This window comes from Pseudomonas sp. B13(2017) (genome assembly GCF_002113245.1).
Classification (GTDB): Bacteria; Pseudomonadota; Gammaproteobacteria; order Pseudomonadales; family Pseudomonadaceae; genus Aquipseudomonas; species Aquipseudomonas putida_Z.
Map to the genome: position 1 here is coordinate 1 of NZ_NEJX01000004.1, position 15,064 is coordinate 15,064.

Sequence of the window (15,064 nt, forward strand, 5' to 3'; positions counted from 1 at the left end):
CCCGAAAGCTGGCCAGAATTGCATTCGCCTTGATGAAGACTCAAGGCGAATACATGAGCAAAGGGGGCAAAAAGCATTGCCCACAACCATAGAATCTCCTACAGACGATCGCGTCCCCCTGTAGGAGCGGCCTTGTGTCGCGATGGGCTGCAAAGCAGCCCCAAAGGCCCCAACGCCCTACACCTTCCCCGGCCGACCCGCTACAATCGCGCCCCTCCCCCGCAGTCTCCAAGGATCGCCGATGTCCGGCCTTGAACTCATCGCCGCCGTCCTCGGCGTCACCGCTGTCTGGCTCACGGTCAAGCAGAACGCCTGGTGCTGGCCGATCGGCCTGGTCATGGTGCTGATCTATGGCTGGCTGTTCTACGAGGTGAAGCTGTACTCGGGCATGCTGCTGCAAGTGGCCTATGCCATCCTGCAGGTCTACGGCTGGTGGCAATGGAAGCGCCCGGGCCATGCTGAAGACGCCCGCCAGGTCACCCGCCTGCAGCGCCCGGCATTGCTCGCCGGCCTGGCCGGCGGGGTGCTGCTGAGCGCCGCCCTGGGCGCGGCGATGGCCACCTGGACCGACGCCGCCCTGCCCTGGCTGGACGCTACCCTGACCGGCTTCAGCCTGGTGGCACAACTGTGGATGGCGCAGAAGCGCCTGCAGTGCTGGCCCCTGTGGGTGGTGGTAGACATCATCTACGTGGGCCAGTACCTGCACCAGCAGCTGTACTTCACCGCAGGCTTCTTCGCCGTGCTCACCCTGATTGCCGTGCGTGGCTGGCTGGAATGGCGCCGTGACCCGGCGTTGGTGCAGCCATGAGCGCGGCACAATCCATGAAAGTACTGGTGCTGTGCGGCCCGGAATCCAGCGGCAAGAGCTGGCTCAGCGGGGTGATCCAGGCGCATTTCGGCGGCGTGGTGGTGGCCGAATACGTGCGCCACTTCATCGACCAGGAATGCCGCGACACCTGCTATGCCGACATCCCTGCCATCGCCCGCGGCCAGCTGGCCTGGGAAGACCACGCACGCGAGCAGGCACCGCCGCTGCTGATTCTCGACACCCATCTGCTCAGCAACATGCTCTGGAGCCGCGCCCTGTTCGGCGACTGCCCGGCCTGGCTGGAGCAGGCGCTGCTGGCACGGCATTACCACCTGCACCTGCTGCTGAGCCCGCAAGGCGTGGATTGGGTTGCCGATGGCCAGCGCAGCCAGCCCGAACTGCGCGACCGCCAGCGCTTTTTCGACGACAGCCTGCACTGGCTGCAACGGCATGACCAAGCGTACAAAATAATTGAGGGCAATTGGCCACAACGCCAGTTGCTGGCACTGCAAACAGTGGCTAAGCTCATTGGTAGCGATGCGCCATCCTGCCCCACCGAGTGTTAATCCCCCGACACACCCCTGTGGGGCGAAGCCCCTGAAAACATGGGGTTTTGCTGGGCGTCGAAGGTAGTGTCAAGGCGCTGAAACACTCCTGCAAAAACCCTTCCAATCAAGGCTAACACTGGCTTTGCCTGCACCGCCAGCGGCTGCCTGTTTCAATCCCGAGACAGAATACGCCGCAGCTTGTCATGGTACTCACCTTAAGCTTTTGATCTGAAAACGCTTCTCAAAAGCGGCACACCTTCTGCTGCCTGGTTCGCATCGCTGAACAGGGCCAGCGCTCATTGAAGGAGTTGCCGTCGTGAGGAAAACTGACAAACGCCTCTATCACCTGTTGCTTATGGGATGTGTGCTGGGCTCGTTGAGCCTGACGGCCCAGGCCGACAACGGCATCATCGTGATAACCCGTGACGTGCAGACACGCAACGCCGTTGTCCCGCCGTTACGACCCGACCCCAACCCCACCACCGTCAATGCCAACCCTTCCGCCCACATCCTCAAGCAAACCAACGAACTGAGTGATGGCGACTTCGCCAACATCAGCAGCGGTGCAGGTATCAGTACCCTGATTACCCAGCAGACCAACAACCTGGGCGGCAACCTCAACAACCAGTCCCAGCTGCCCAACCTGGCCGGTGGCCGCGGCACGGGCTCGGGCAATGGCATCTCGAACATGGTCAATTCGAGCTTGCAGCGCGGCCTGGCGCCGCTGCAGATCCTGACCGGAGGCAAGTGAGATGAAGCACACGCTGCTGATCCTGATCACGCTGTGCAGTACATCGACCTTCGCGCAATCCCCGGTTCCCGTGATCAACAACGCCGATATCGACAATTCGGGCAGCCGTTACCAGGGCAACCTGTCGGTCAATCAAGCGGCCGGTGACCAACAGCAACAGGCCAACGCGCGCGCCTTCGCCGTTGGGCCCGAGGCCAGCGCCACCACGCAGATCCGCCAGCGCCTGAACACCCCAGCAGACCCCGCAATGAACGCACGCTCGACCATACAGGGCGACGCCTTCAGCAACGGTAGCGGCGCCCTCGGGATCAACCAGAGCGCCGGCGCCAACACCCAGCAAGCGAACGCACTGAGCATCAGTATCGGTGCCCAGCCGCAAAGCATCGACGACAGCGTCCTCATGCAGCAGAACGTGGCGCTGCTCAACAACTCCGGTCCGATTGACACTTCAACTGGCCATCGCCAGGTCACCACCAGTGACCAGGCCTTCACCGGTAGCCGTGGAGTGATTCAGTTGAACCAGAGTGCCGGGGTGGGAAACCGCATGGCCAACACCCTGAGCATCCGGGTCGCGGATTGACCCTGCCAGTCAAGAACGACACTTAACCTAATCGTACGGAGAATCACCATGAAACCCTCGATGGCAATAAAGCCTCTGGTTTTCGCAATTGCTGCGGTCATGGCTGTTGCTGTACAAGCTGATCAGAACGACCGGCGTGGCGGGCACCACAATGGTCACCACAACAACGGGCAGCACACGCCTCCTCCCACCAGGATCCCTGTGTTTGCCACCGCCAACGCCATGGACAGCCAGCGCAGCACCGGCAACACCATCACCAACCAAGGCACCATCAACGAAGCCGAGATGAGCAGCTCGGCTTCTGGTGCCAGCGGCAACGTAGGTGTCAACGTGGCGGCCGGTAACGGCAACCAGCAGGACAATGCTGCGGCCATTGCCAACGCATCGTCCGAATCCAGCCTGGACAACAGCTTCGTGTTCGGCTCCGCCGAAGCCACCGCTGACGTTAGCCAGTTCAGCAACAACAACCGTGTCGACAACTGGTCCACCCAGAACTCGGCAGTCATGACCGGCTCGGCCGATGGTGCAGAGGGTAACGTCGGCGTCAACATCGCTGGCGGCGACCTGAACCAGCAGAAGAACACCATGGCCATCGCCAACACCGGAGCCCCGCTGGGCAACGCCACTGCCACCGCCTCTGCCGACCAGAACGGCCCAGGCCTGACGGTGAACAACGGCGCCGACCGCACCTACCGGGTGGATACGCTGACCATCACCACCACCAAGAGCGGTTCCAGCTCGCGTGAGGGCACGTTCAACTCGACCGACGACCGCAGCTCGTCCTCGAGCTTCAGCGTGGCCGGCTCGCAAAGTGCCAGTTCCAGTGGTTCCAATGGCTGGACCTCCAGTGGTTCGAGCAGCATGAATGCCAGTGGCTCGAAGACCTCCAGTGCCAGCGGGTCGAACAGCTCCAGTGCCAGTGGTTCCAATAGCTCCAGTGCCAGCGGCTCCAACAGCTGGAATGCCAGTGGCTCGGTTGGCGCCACTGCCAGTTCGTCCAGCAGCTCCAGCCTGAGTGCCACCCTGGCAGCCGCAGCCGATGCCAGCCGTACCGTGACCACCGATGACGGCCGTCGCGAACGCACCCGCACCGACAGCTTCGATGCATCGCTCAACGCATCGCTCAATGTCGATGTAGACCGCACACGTGACAGCTCGTACGACGCATCGTTCGAGAAAGCGTTCGACTCGTCATTCGACAAGTCGAACGAGTCTTCCTTCGACCGCAACCACGAATCGTCGTACGACAAGACTCGCGCATCGGCATACGAGAAGTCTCGCGACTCCTCGTATGAGAAGGCTCACGAGTCGACCTATGCCAACGCATCGGAATCGGCGTTTGAAAAGTCTGGCGAGAAATCGTCTCAATCGTCGAACGACGTGTCGAAGAGCTACAGCGAAAGCAGTGCCTACGACTTGAGCAATACCGTGTCCTTCCAAGTGCTGACCCCGACCGGCTGGGCCAACCCTGTTACCAACACTGCAACCCTTAGCGGTTCGGTGAACGGTGGCAGCGGCAACCTGGGCGTGAACGTGGCAGCCGGTGTGGGCAACCAGCAGAGCAACTCGCTGGCCATCTCCAACACCTCGTTCTGATCGCTGCGCTTGAGGCCCCCTTCGGGGGGCCTTTCTTCAACAGAACCGGAAGGCATCCGATCATGCGCATCATTGCCTTGGCGTTTTTGCTGTGCCTGGCCAGCGTGAGCGAAGCGGCGCAAATGCCGCTGTCCGTACTGCCGGGTGGTGCCGTGGTGTTCAAGCCCATCCAGAGCGTACGCGAGCGCAAGTTCGCCGACCTGGTGCAACAGAAGACCGACTTCAGCTGCGGCGCCGCCGCGCTGGCCACCATCCTGCGCCAGGCCTACTGGCTGGACGTGGACGAACAACAGATCATCGAAGGCATGCTGGCCCACGCCGACCAGGACCTGGTGCGCACGCAAGGCTTCTCGATGCTCGACATGAAACGCTACGTGGAAAGCCTGGGGATGCGTGCCCGCGGCTACCGGGTGGCGCCCGAGACCCTGCACAGCGTGCGCATCCCGGTCGTGGTGCTGATGGACGTGCGCGGCTACAAGCACTTCGTGGTCATGCAGAAGGTAGACAAGGGCTGGGTGTACATCGGTGACCCGGTACTGGGCCACAAGCGCTACAAGGTCGACGATTTTCTCAAGGGCTGGAACGGCATCATATTCGCCGTGATCGGCCAGGGCTACGACAAGAACAACATCCTGCTCGACCCGCCCCTGCCCCTGACCGCCAAGGGCCGGGTGAACAACTTCACCCCGGTGCAGGATGCAGAGCTGCTGGACTTCGGGTTCATCAAAAGCGACTTCTTCTAACGACTCTTGCAACGACAAGGAGCACGAGGCTCCGGGGAGCACCCCAATGAAGAATGCATTCTGGCTTGCAATCGCATGCCTGACCGTCAGCCTTCCTACCCAGGCCGAAACCTTCAAGCCCATCGAACTGAAGGACCATGAGCTGGCGACCTTGCGTGGCCGCTACGTGATGCCGGGGCGGATCGTGAGTTTCGGTATTGTCATGTCCAGCACCTGGCAGAATGCCAAAGGGGACGTGATCGGCGCGACGAGCACGATGCAGATTCAGCAGTCGACCATCAAACCGCAATTCTACGTGTCGTTGATCGACGAAAGCGGCACTGGCACAGCGTCAGCTGGAGCCACGGCACCGGGCACCGGTACCGTTACAGGCGGTGCCGGCCTCAACACCACAGAGGGTGTTACCCAGGTGGTACGCGCAGCTGGCGACAACAATACCGCCTACAACAATGTCGCCATCAATGTTTCCAAGGCCGATCAGGCGCCCACCGTGCAGCCACAGGGCCAGGCACTGGCCAACGGCCAGACACTGACAGGCGCAAACGGCGCAGGGGCGCTGAGTGTCTCCGCCAGCGGCGTAGGGGTGCAGTTCAACATCAGTGCCAGTAACAACCAGGGCAGCAGCGTGCAGCGCCTGGCGCAGGGTGGCCTGATGCAGAACTCGACGCTGCTGGGCAATGGCAACCGGGTCAATAACGTCACCACGCTCAATGTAGTGATGCGCGAAAGCGTGCCGACAGCTGCTTCGTTGAACGGCAGCCTCGACCAGCTCAAGGGCTTGCGCACATTCGGTTATTGATCTCCAAGTTCAAAGGCAGTCGAAAGGGACGGCAAATCCATGCACCGATCATTCACGCTCAGCGCCATTGTCTGTTTGACCACCCTGGCTCCGGCCACCTCCCTTTTCGCAGCTGCCGACCCGCAGGTCGAGGCACTGAAGCAGGAACTGCTCGAACTCAAGCAGCGCTACGAGGCACAGCAACAGGCGCTGATGGTACTGGAACAGCGCGTGCGCCAGGTAGAAGAAACCCCGGCAGCCCCCCCACCCAAACGCCTGGTCAGGTCCCCGGCCGAAGGGGTCAAAGGTGCACCGACTGTGGCTTCGGGTGCACCGGGCACCACCGGCAGCTCCTATGGCCAAGCGCTGACCGCCGACGCTGAACCGGCTCAGAGCGTGTCCAACCTGTACGATGAGGCCAGCGGCTTCTTCGGCGGCGGCAAGTTCAGCTTCGAGACCGGTGTCACCTATACCCACTACGATACCCGGGCGCTGGTGCTCAACGGCTTCCTGGCGCTGGACTCGATCTTCCTCGGCAGTATCAACCTTGACCGGGTGAAGGCAGATAACTGGACCCTGGACATGACTGCCCGCTACAACCTCGCCCAGCGCTGGCAGTTCGACATCAACGTCCCGGTGGTGTACCGCGAGTCCACCTACTCTTCCGGCGGTGCGGGCGGCGCCGGGGCGAGCACCTCGGACGAAACCGTAACCCGCGACCCGGAAATCGGCGACGTCAACGTCGGTGTCGCCTACAAGTTCCTCGACGAAGACGAGACCTGGCCTGACGCCGTCGCTACCTTGCGCATCAAGGCGCCGACCGGCAAAGACCCCTATGGCATAAAACTGCGCCAGGTAGAGGGCAACGACAACCTGTCAGTACCGGAAAGCCTGCCGACCGGCAACGGCGTCTGGTCGATCACGCCGGGCATCTCGCTGGTCAAGACCTTCGACCCCGCCGTGCTGTTCGGCAGCCTGTCCTACACCTACAACATGGAAGACTCGTTCAGCGACATCAGCCCACAGGTCAACAGCAAGGTGCCGGGCGATGTGAAGCTGGGCGACTCGTGGCAGATCGGCGGCGGTATCGCCTTTGCCCTGAACGAGAAGATGAGCATGTCGTTCTCGGTGTCCGACCAGTTCGCCCGCAAGAGCAAGATAAAACCGGATGGCGGCGACTGGCAGTCGATCTCCAACAGCGACTACAACGCGGCCAACTTCAACATCGGCATGACCTTCGCCGCCACCGACAACCTGACCATCGTACCCAACCTGTCCATTGGTCTGACCGATGACGCGCCGGACTTTTCCTTCAGCCTGAAATTCCCCTACTACTTCTGATACTTGCCATCGGCCGGGCTCGCGCGAACGGGCCCGGCTTTTGGTTACCAGCCTTGTCCCGGACCGCCTTCCCTGCCACGGCCTGTTATCATCAAGCACAGTTGCATGACGATTTAATGGCAAAAGGGATGTTTTTGTGAAGAACCTGTCAGACCACCCACGTACCCGGCTTGTCGCCCTGGCGACCCTGGTACTGGTGATCCCACTGGGTACGCGCGCCATGCTGGGTTGGTCCAACCCACTCGGTTACCTGTCCGACCTCGCCCTCGGCAGCCTGCTGGTCTTGCTGCTGCACCGTCGGCCGTGGTGGCTGGCGTTCCCCGTATTGCTCGCCTGGGCGGCCCTCTGGGTGGCTTCGGCCGAACTGGTGAGCGCGGTGGGCCGGTTGCCCACCAGCGCCGACCTGACGTACCTGCTCGACCCGCAGTTCATGGAAAACTCGACCGGTGGCGGCCTGGCCCATGCCTGGCTGCCCTGGGCCATGGGCGCCGGCCTGCTGGCCTGGCTGGCCAGCGCCTGGCGCAGCCGCACCCAACCCAGCCAGCCGCTGCCACGCACGGCCTGGGCCATTCCACTGCTGCTGTTCGGCGCCCATTGGGGCAGCCAGCAGCTGGTACCTTCCGACGCCGACCAATGGCGGCAATACAACCTTACCCACCAGCTGCTGTCGGCCGGGGCCGGCAACCTGCAGCGCCAGGTCGAAAGCTGGATGGGCCGTACGCAAACCTTCACCCCTCTGGCCAGCACCGGCCTGACCCAGTCCGACCTGCATGGCCAGCGCCTGCTCGCCGGGCCAGGCAACGCCCGCAACCTGCTGGTCATCACCGTGGAAGGCATCCCCGGGGCCTACCTGCGGCCCAACCGCCAGGCCCTGCACAGCCGCTTCGACGAAGAGCTGATGCCCAAACTCAGCCAGTGGGCCGAGCGCGGCATGAACACCCCGGACTACGTGCTGCATACCCATCAGACCATCCGTGGCCTGTACGCAATGCTGTGCGGTGACTACGACAAGCTGGCCAACGGCACGCCCAAGGGCGTGGAACTGCTGACCCAGAACGAACGCAACCAGGCCTGCCTGCCGGCGCAGTTGCGCCAGGCCGGCTTCACCACCCACTACCTGCAGGGCGCCGGCCTGCGCTTCATGGCCAAGGACCGCATCATGCCGCACATCGGCTTTGACGCGGTGCACGGCCAGGAGTGGTTCCGCAACAGGAACTACCTGGACTTCCCCTGGGGCAAGGATGACCGCGCCTTCTTCGAGGGTGCGCTGGATTACGTCGGCCAGCTGCAAAAGCAGGACAAGCCATGGATGCTGACCCTGCTCACCGTGGGCACCCACCAGCCCTACTCGGCACCGGCCGAGTACCTGGAGCGCTACGACACGCCGAAACAGGCGGCAGTCGCCTACCTGGACGACGCACTCGGTGCATTCCTCGACAACCTCGAACGCCAGGGCGTGCTCAAGGACACCCTGGTGGTGGTGACTTCCGACGAGTCCCACGGCATCGACGGTGTGCGCCTGGCCTCGTCCTGGGGCTTCAACCTCACCCTGGCGCCGGAGCAGGCACAGTTGCCACGGATCAAGCGCGGTACCTATGGCCATATCGACCTGACCACCTCCCTGCTCGACTACTTTGCCCTGCCCATCCCCATGGCGCTCGGCGGTCGCTCGCTGTACCGCGACTACGACAGCGGTCGCGAGATGATCTCCTACACCAACGGCATGCTGCGTTATCACGACGGCCAGGGTGTGTTCACCGAATGCGACTTCCAGCAGCGCTGCCGGCGTTACGCCAGCGAGGGCTTCATCGCCGACCAGGCACGTTACCTTGGCCCGGGCGACAGCCTGCTCGGCCAGCAGATCGGTGCCCTCGCCGGGGTGCTCGACCAGTCCCTGCTGCAAACACCGCTCAACCTGCGTTACCAGTTCGGCGGCCCATCGCCGATCCAGCTGCGCAAGCGCATCAAAGATGACTGGGCCGATAACCTGATCGGCGCCCAGTACCTGGAAATGCCTGAGGGTTCGCATACCCGCGTACGGGTCAAGGTACGTTCGCTGGACCCCAAGCGCGCAGCCTATATCCAGCTCAAGGCCAAGCAGCTGGAGCAAGACGTACCGCTGGGCTTGCCTGACGAAGTGAAAGTCACTGCCGACGAGCCGCTGGAGATGGAGTTCAGCTTCGACAACCCGATCGCGCGCAAGGCGTTTTCCTTCCATCTGCTGGGCTATGGCGGTGGCCAGGTAGAAGTCAGCGACTTCAGCGTGATCACCGCGCTGCCTGGGGAAGATGAAGCAGCGGATGAACTGACCGAAGGGCATATCGCCCATTCGGGCTGAGCAATACCACTCATCGCCCGGCCGCCGCGGCCTGTCGATTCGACCCGCCCGTGCTCGACTAGTGTGTGAATCCCCCAATGTGGAGACAGCACCATGAGCACGAGCGAAAGCAGGCACCCGGTGGTTTCCCGCAGCCAGTGGCTGGCGGCCCGCCGGCAACTGTGGCTGCACGAAAAGGCCTTCACCCACCACCGCGACGCGCTGTCCGCAGCCCGTCGCGCCCTGCCCTGGGTCAAGGTGGAGCACGACTATCGCTTCGAGGGGCCGGACGGCGAACTGAGCCTGGCCGACCTGTTCGCGGGCCGCAGCCAGTTGCTGGTTTACCACTTCATGTTCGCCGAAGGCTGGAGCGAAGGCTGCCACGGCTGCTCGTTCCTGGCCGACCACTTTGACGGCGCCAACCTGCACCTGGCGCATCACGATGTGTCGCTGGTGGCGGTGTCGCGGGCACCGTATGCCGAGTTCCAGGCCTTCCGCCGGCGCATGGGCTGGCAGTTCCCCTGGTATTCGTCACATGGCAGCGGGTTCAACGAGGACTTTGGCGTCAGCGTTGGCAGCGAGGGCCAGCGGCAGTACAACTATGAGCCATACGAGGGCGATGAAAGCGAGCTTCCCGGGCTGAGTGCGTTCTATCGCGAGCCGGATGGCAGCGTGTACCACACCTACTCGACCTATGCCCGCGGGCTGGACATCCTGGTCAACACCTACAACTTCCTCGACATTGCGCCACTGGGGCGCAACGAGGCCGGGACCATGGACTGGGTGCGGCACCATGACCGTTATGAAGGGCAGCCGGACAAGCCCAACTGCTGCCACAAATAACGTGAGGCAACACATATCCCTGTGGGAGCAACTGTCTTGCTCAAATTCCCAAAGGCGGCGCGACCTCTGTGGGAGCGGCCTTGTGTCGCGAAAGGGCTGCAAAGCAGCCCCAGCAATTTCAACTGTTGTGAATCAACCCTGGGGCCGCGTTGCGGCCCTTTCGCGACACAAGGCCGCTCCCACAGGTATAGCGACAACCTCGAGAGCAACGCTGTACCTGTGGGAGCGGCTTTAGCCGCGAAGAAGCCAACGCGGTGGGTGGCACCGGCTGCGCCGGTGTTCGCGGGTAAACCCGCTCCCACAGGAATTGCGCCATGGTCCAGACTGCGTTCAACCCGTTACATCACCCGCGCACGCCCAGCATCCCGCGCTCGACGATGAAGTCGATCACCGCCTGCAGCCCCTCGCCCTTCTTCAGGTTGCTGAAGGTCCATGGCCGCTGCGGGCGCATGCGCTGGGTATCGCGCTCCATCACTTCCAGCGAAGCCCCCACATAGGGCGCCAGGTCGGTCTTGTTGATCACCAGGAAATCCGACTTGGTAATCCCCGGCCCACCCTTGCGCGGGATCTTCTCGCCTTCGGCCACGTCGATCACGTAGATGGTCAGGTCGGCCAGCTCCGGGCTGAAAGTGGCACTCAGGTTGTCACCGCCGCTTTCGACGAAGATCACCTCTAGGTTGCCAAACTTGCGCGCCAACGCTTCGACCGCCGCCAGGTTCATCGAGGCGTCCTCACGTATCGCCGTGTGCGGGCAGCCGCCGGTTTCCACACCGACGATGCGCTCCGGCTCAAGGGCCCCGGCTTCGGTGAGGATACGCTGGTCCTCCTTGGTGTAGATGTCGTTGGTGACCACTGCGATCTGGTAGTGATCGCGCATGGCCTTGCACAAGGCTTCGAGCAGCGCCGTCTTGCCGGAGCCGACCGGGCCGCCGACACCGACGCGCAGGGGTTGTTGATAGCTTTGCATGCAGGCAGTCCTCAGGAACGGAACAATCGGGTGTATTGGGTTTCGTGTCGCGATGAGGCAATGGCCAGCAACGGCAGGCCGCCGCCAAGCTGGTCGTCGCCCAGGCCCAGTGCCTGGTCGAGGGCCGCGGGCAGCCCCGCCCCCAGGTCGCGCAGCAAGGTCTGGGCAGCCTGCTGGCCGAACGGCACCAGCTTGACCCCGGCCATTACCGCGCCCTCCAGCCAGGCGAAGCCATGGCCCAGGGCCAACTGGCGCAGTGGGATCGCCCAGTGCGCAGCCAGCCAGGCCATACCGCCCAGCTGGGTGAGTTCGAGGCTGGCCCGCCAGGCCGGTGCCTGGCCCAGTTGCCAGCCATCCAGCAGCCGTGCCAGCGCCGCGCCGCGCTGCTGTTCTTCCAGGCGCAGCTCGGCGGTTTCGCGGTTGGCCAGCAGAAAGCGGCTCCAGTGGCCGAAGGCCTCGGCGTCCTCGGCCTGGCAGGCGTGGTAAAGGCGCGCCAGCACCGGCCAGTCGAGGCAGGCCAGGGTGTCGTCGATCTGCTCGCGCTGCCAGGCAGCGAAACCATCCACGCCCCGTACCCAGCCCGCCTCGACCGCCCACTCCAGGCCTTGCGAGTAGGTGAAGCCACCCACCGGCAAGCCAGGGCTGGCCAGCTGCAGCAGGCGCAACAACGCCAGGTCACTGTCCATCAACCGGCCAGTACCAGCGCGGCGCCGGCCAGCAGGCCACCGCCAAAGGCCTTCTGCAGGCCGCTATGCCTGCGCAACAGGCAACCAACCGCAAAGCCAGCCGCCAGCAACAGGCCGCTGACCGTGACGAAGCCGGCGCTGAACTGCCAGAACGCGCTTGGCGTGGCTTCCACGCCATGGGCCCAGCCATGGAACAGGGCGAACACCGGCATGGCCATGGCCAGCAGCAGTTGGCGGCTGGGCAGTAGCACGGCACCGGCAGCCACCAGCAGCGACACGGCAATCAGGGTTTCCATGCCCAGCACATCGCCGAACAGGTGGCCGCACACCGCGCCGCCGAACATCGCCGCCAGGGTTGCCAGGGGTAGCGTCAGGCTGCGCCGGGTCAACGCGGCGAGTACACCGGTGCCCAGCAGCATCAGCAGGTGGTCAAGACCGGTCAGCGGGTGCAGCAGGCCGTCCTGCAGCGGGTTGGCGTCGTGCCCGGGGTGGGCGAAGGCAGGCAGAGCCAGCATCAGCAGAAACAGGGCGAAAGTCTTTTTCATCGGTTGCTCCAGGCAGTTCAGGAATGGGCTGGCAGGCGCACGAACGGGTGATCGTGGCCGTGGGCATGGCTGTGGCTGTGGCTGTGCGGCGCGCTCTGGTAGGCGCCCGCTTCAGGCTCGAACGGCGCCTGTTCGGCCTCTACCGTCAGGCCCAGGCCGCGCAACATGTCGTCCAGCACGTGGTCGTGCTGGAAGCGCAACAGGCCGGGTTCGATCTGCAGCGGCACATGGCGGTTGCCCAGGTGATAGGCCGCGCGGGCCAGCAGGTGCGGGTCGGCGCAGCGCACCGTGGACACCGCTTCGGGCGCCGCCAGCACGCGGATCAGCTGGGTGCCCTCGGCATCGGCCAGCAGTTCGCCCCCGCGCAGCAGGTGGCCGCGCTCGAGCATCAGCCCGGCCTCGCGACCATCATCCAGGGTCACACGCAGGCGGCTCTTGATGCGGCTGTCCACGTCCAGGGTAACGGTGCCGGTTTCGCCCAGCTGGCCGGGGTCGGTGATACGGCGGGTCAAGACAATCATCGGTGCTCCTTCAGAACAGGAAGTAACGCTGGGCCAGCGGCAGTTCGCGGGCCGGCTCGCAGACCAGCAATTCGCCGTCGGCACGCACCTGGTAGGTCTGCGCATCGACCTCGATCAGCGGCTGCAGGGTGTTATGGACCATGTCGGGCTTGCGCACCCGGCGGCAGCCGTGGGCCACGCCGATCAGGCTGCGCAGGTTCAGCTCCTCGGCCAGGCCACGGTCCATCGCCGCCTGGGGCAGGAAGGTCATGCGCGTGGCATGCCGTGCCGCGCCCAGGGCGCCGAACATCGGGCGGTAATGCACCGGTTGCGGCGTGGGGATGGAACCGTTGATATCCCCCATGGGCGCGGTGACGATCATTCCGCCCTTGATCACCAGGGCCGGCTTGACCGCAAAGAACGCCGGCGCCCACAACACCAGGTCGGCCAGCTTGCCGACTTCCACCGAGCCCACTTCGTGGCCGATGCCGTGGGTCAGTGCCGGGTTGATGGTGTACTTGGCGATGTAGCGCTTGACCCGGAAGTTGTCGCTGTAGCTGGTGTCCGGCGCCAGTGGCCCACGGCGCAGCTTCATCTGGTGGGCCACCTGCCAAGTGCGCAGCACCACCTCGCCAACCCGGCCCATGGCCTGGGAGTCGGACGAGGTCATGGCAAAGGCACCCATGTCGTGGAGTATGTCCTCGGCGGCGATGGTTTCGCGGCGGATGCGCGACTCGGCAAAGGCCACGTCTTCGGCGATGCTCGGGTCCAGGTGGTGGCAGACCATGAGCATGTCCAGGTGCTCGTCCACGGTGTTGACCGTGTACGGCAGGGTCGGGTTGGTCGAGGACGGCAACACGTTGGCCTGCCCCGCCGCGCGAATGATGTCCGGGGCGTGGCCGCCACCAGCGCCCTCGGTGTGGAAGGTGTGGATGGTACGGTCGCCGATGGCCGCCAGGGTGTCTTCGATGCAGCCGGACTCGTTGAGGGTGTCGGTGTGGATCGCCACCTGGATGTCCATTTCCTCGGCCACGCCCAGGCAGCAGTCGATGGCTGCTGGTGTCGAACCCCAGTCTTCGTGCAGCTTGAGGCCCACGGCGCCGGCCGCGATCTGCTCGCGCAGTGCTTCCGGCCGCGAGGCGTTGCCCTTGCCCAGCAAGCCGATGTTGATCGGCAGGCTGTCGGCGGCCTGGAGCATGCGCGCCAGGTACCAGGGGCCGGGCGTGCAGGTGGTGGCGTTGGTGCCGGTGGCCGGCCCGGTGCCGCCGCCGATGAAGGTGGTGACACCGCTGTTCAGCGCCTCGTCCACCTGCTGCGGGCAGATGAAGTGGATGTGCGAGTCGACGCCACCGGCGGTGACGATCTTGCCCTCGGCCGCGATCACCTCGGTGCCGGGGCCCACGGGCACGTTCACGCCCGGCTGCACATCGGGGTTGCCAGCCTTGCCGATCACCGCGATACGCCCGTGCTTGATGCCGATATCGGCCTTGACGATACCCCAGTGGTCGATGATCAGGGCATTGGTCAGTACCAGGTCCATGGCTTCGGCGGCCAGCATCTGGCCCTGCCCCATGCCATCGCGGATGACCTTGCCGCCACCGAACTTCACCTCTTCGCCATAGATGGTGAAGTCGCGCTCCACCTCGACCCACAGCGCGGTGTCGGCCAGGCGTACGCGGTCACCTACCGTGGGGCCGAACATGTCGGCATAGGCCTGGCGGGAAATGCGGCTCATGCCCTGCCCTCCAGCGCGCCCATCACCTTGCCCTGGAAGCCATGGACCTCGCGCTTGCCGGCGTAGGCCACCAGTTGCACGGTACGCGCCTGGCCGGGCTCGAAACGCACGGCGGTACCGGCGGGAATGTCCAGGCGAAAGCCCAGGGTCGGGGCGCGCTCGAACACCAGCGCCTCGTTGACTTCGTAGAAGTGGTAGTGCGAGCCGACCTGCACCGGCCGGTCGCCATGGTTGGCCACGCTGACGCTGACCGTCGCGCGGCCGCTGTTCAGCTCGATGTCGCCGGCGGCGACCTGGATTTCACCTGGGATCATGCGGGGCTCCTG

At 64.2% G+C, this 15,064-nt stretch carries 16 protein-coding genes; 10 read left to right on the forward strand and 6 right to left on the reverse strand.

Translation table 11 applies throughout. The features are described from left to right. Positions 1 to 241: 241 nt before the first annotated feature. From pnuC to CAG44_RS07195, 10 genes are all read left to right on the forward strand, one after another. Complete coding sequence (gene pnuC, locus CAG44_RS07150; RefSeq protein ID WP_025339412.1) at positions 242 to 808, forward strand: nicotinamide riboside transporter PnuC; 567 nt, start codon at positions 242 to 244, stop codon at positions 806 to 808. Then, complete coding sequence (locus CAG44_RS07155) at positions 805 to 1,374, forward strand: AAA family ATPase (protein ID WP_085691852.1); 570 nt, start codon at positions 805 to 807, stop codon at positions 1,372 to 1,374. Before pnuC ends, CAG44_RS07155 begins: the two co-directional genes overlap by 4 nt. Before the next feature lie 298 nt (positions 1,375 to 1,672). Continuing rightward, on the forward strand, positions 1,673 to 2,107 hold the full coding sequence (locus CAG44_RS07160; RefSeq protein WP_085591256.1) for a hypothetical protein: 435 nt from the start codon (positions 1,673 to 1,675) through the stop codon (positions 2,105 to 2,107). Position 2,108: 1 nt separating this feature from the next. Then, positions 2,109 to 2,687 carry an adhesin gene (locus CAG44_RS07165; RefSeq protein ID WP_075045393.1) on the forward strand — a complete coding sequence of 193 codons (579 nt, stop codon included), beginning with the start codon at positions 2,109 to 2,111 and terminating at the stop codon, positions 2,685 to 2,687. A 48-nt stretch (positions 2,688 to 2,735) separates the two neighbouring features. Next, a complete protein-coding gene (locus tag CAG44_RS07170) occupies positions 2,736 to 4,283 on the forward strand; it encodes a heme utilization protein (protein WP_085591258.1) in 1,548 nt (515 codons plus the stop codon). A gap of 62 nt (positions 4,284 to 4,345) precedes the next feature. Beyond that, positions 4,346 to 5,026 carry a C39 family peptidase gene (locus CAG44_RS07175; RefSeq protein WP_025339417.1) on the forward strand — a complete coding sequence of 227 codons (681 nt, stop codon included), beginning with the start codon at positions 4,346 to 4,348 and terminating at the stop codon, positions 5,024 to 5,026. Positions 5,027 to 5,072: 46 nt separating this feature from the next. After that, positions 5,073 to 5,825 carry a hypothetical protein gene (locus CAG44_RS07180; protein ID WP_085591262.1) on the forward strand — a complete coding sequence of 251 codons (753 nt, stop codon included), beginning with the start codon at positions 5,073 to 5,075 and terminating at the stop codon, positions 5,823 to 5,825. 39 nt (positions 5,826 to 5,864) lie between these two features. Further along, positions 5,865 to 7,145: a transporter gene (locus CAG44_RS07185; RefSeq protein WP_085691853.1), complete on the forward strand. Its 1,281-nt coding sequence runs from the start codon at positions 5,865 to 5,867 to the stop codon at positions 7,143 to 7,145. A gap of 136 nt (positions 7,146 to 7,281) precedes the next feature. Beyond that, a complete protein-coding gene (locus CAG44_RS07190) occupies positions 7,282 to 9,483 on the forward strand; it encodes an LTA synthase family protein (RefSeq protein ID WP_085691854.1) in 2,202 nt (733 codons plus the stop codon). Positions 9,484 to 9,576: 93 nt separating this feature from the next. Beyond that, positions 9,577 to 10,305, forward strand: a complete 729-nt coding sequence (locus CAG44_RS07195; RefSeq protein WP_085691855.1) for a thioredoxin family protein — start codon at positions 9,577 to 9,579, stop codon at positions 10,303 to 10,305. A 343-nt stretch (positions 10,306 to 10,648) separates the two neighbouring features. Here the strand turns inward: CAG44_RS07195 and ureG are convergent, their stop codons facing one another. The 6 genes from ureG to CAG44_RS07230 are packed head-to-tail and all read right to left on the reverse strand — an operon-like array spanning position 10,649 to position 15,052. Further along, a complete protein-coding gene (gene ureG, locus CAG44_RS07205) occupies positions 10,649 to 11,272 on the reverse strand; it encodes an urease accessory protein UreG (protein WP_010953755.1) in 624 nt (207 codons plus the stop codon). Between the two features lie 11 nt (positions 11,273 to 11,283). Next, complete coding sequence (locus tag CAG44_RS07210) at positions 11,284 to 11,958, reverse strand: urease accessory protein UreF (RefSeq protein ID WP_075045400.1); 675 nt, start codon at positions 11,956 to 11,958, stop codon at positions 11,284 to 11,286. Continuing rightward, entirely contained in the window at positions 11,958 to 12,503 is a 546-nt protein-coding gene (locus CAG44_RS07215; RefSeq protein ID WP_025339423.1) for a HupE/UreJ family protein, read from the reverse strand. Before CAG44_RS07215 ends, CAG44_RS07210 begins: the two co-directional genes overlap by 1 nt. Positions 12,504 to 12,520: 17 nt before the next feature. Continuing rightward, a complete protein-coding gene (gene ureE, locus CAG44_RS07220; protein WP_075045402.1) occupies positions 12,521 to 13,024 on the reverse strand; it encodes an urease accessory protein UreE in 504 nt (167 codons plus the stop codon). 10 nt (positions 13,025 to 13,034) lie between these two features. Next, positions 13,035 to 14,738 carry an urease subunit alpha gene (ureC, locus tag CAG44_RS07225; RefSeq protein WP_025339425.1) on the reverse strand — a complete coding sequence of 568 codons (1,704 nt, stop codon included), beginning with the start codon at positions 14,736 to 14,738 and terminating at the stop codon, positions 13,035 to 13,037. Then, positions 14,735 to 15,052, reverse strand: coding sequence for an urease subunit beta (locus CAG44_RS07230; RefSeq protein ID WP_025339426.1), 318 nt, complete (start codon positions 15,050 to 15,052; stop codon positions 14,735 to 14,737). The genes ureC and CAG44_RS07230 overlap by 4 nt, the downstream gene beginning before the upstream one ends. Between the last annotated feature and the right edge of the window lie 12 nt (positions 15,053 to 15,064).

Excerpts from the sequence above, each read along its gene's own strand:
- pnuC (WP_025339412.1), top strand. The coding sequence starts at position 242 with ATGTCCGGCCTTGAACTCATCGCCGCCGTCCTCGGCGTCACCGCTGTC.
- CAG44_RS07155 (WP_085691852.1), top strand. The coding sequence starts at position 805 with ATGAGCGCGGCACAATCCATGAAAGTACTGGTGCTGTGCGGCCCGGAA.
- CAG44_RS07165 (WP_075045393.1), top strand. The coding sequence starts at position 2,109 with ATGAAGCACACGCTGCTGATCCTGATCACGCTGTGCAGTACATCGACC.
- CAG44_RS07170 (WP_085591258.1), top strand. The coding sequence starts at position 2,736 with ATGAAACCCTCGATGGCAATAAAGCCTCTGGTTTTCGCAATTGCTGCG.
- CAG44_RS07175 (WP_025339417.1), top strand. The coding sequence starts at position 4,346 with ATGCGCATCATTGCCTTGGCGTTTTTGCTGTGCCTGGCCAGCGTGAGC.
- CAG44_RS07180 (WP_085591262.1), top strand. The coding sequence starts at position 5,073 with ATGAAGAATGCATTCTGGCTTGCAATCGCATGCCTGACCGTCAGCCTT.
- CAG44_RS07185 (WP_085691853.1), top strand. The coding sequence starts at position 5,865 with ATGCACCGATCATTCACGCTCAGCGCCATTGTCTGTTTGACCACCCTG.
- CAG44_RS07195 (WP_085691855.1), top strand. The coding sequence starts at position 9,577 with ATGAGCACGAGCGAAAGCAGGCACCCGGTGGTTTCCCGCAGCCAGTGG.
- ureG (WP_010953755.1), bottom strand. The coding sequence starts at position 11,272 with ATGCAAAGCTATCAACAACCCCTGCGCGTCGGTGTCGGCGGCCCGGTC.
- CAG44_RS07210 (WP_075045400.1), bottom strand. The coding sequence starts at position 11,958 with ATGGACAGTGACCTGGCGTTGTTGCGCCTGCTGCAGCTGGCCAGCCCT.
- CAG44_RS07215 (WP_025339423.1), bottom strand. The coding sequence starts at position 12,503 with ATGAAAAAGACTTTCGCCCTGTTTCTGCTGATGCTGGCTCTGCCTGCC.
- ureE (WP_075045402.1), bottom strand. The coding sequence starts at position 13,024 with ATGATTGTCTTGACCCGCCGTATCACCGACCCCGGCCAGCTGGGCGAA.
- ureC (WP_025339425.1), bottom strand. The coding sequence starts at position 14,738 with ATGAGCCGCATTTCCCGCCAGGCCTATGCCGACATGTTCGGCCCCACG.
- CAG44_RS07230 (WP_025339426.1), bottom strand. The coding sequence starts at position 15,052 with ATGATCCCAGGTGAAATCCAGGTCGCCGCCGGCGACATCGAGCTGAAC.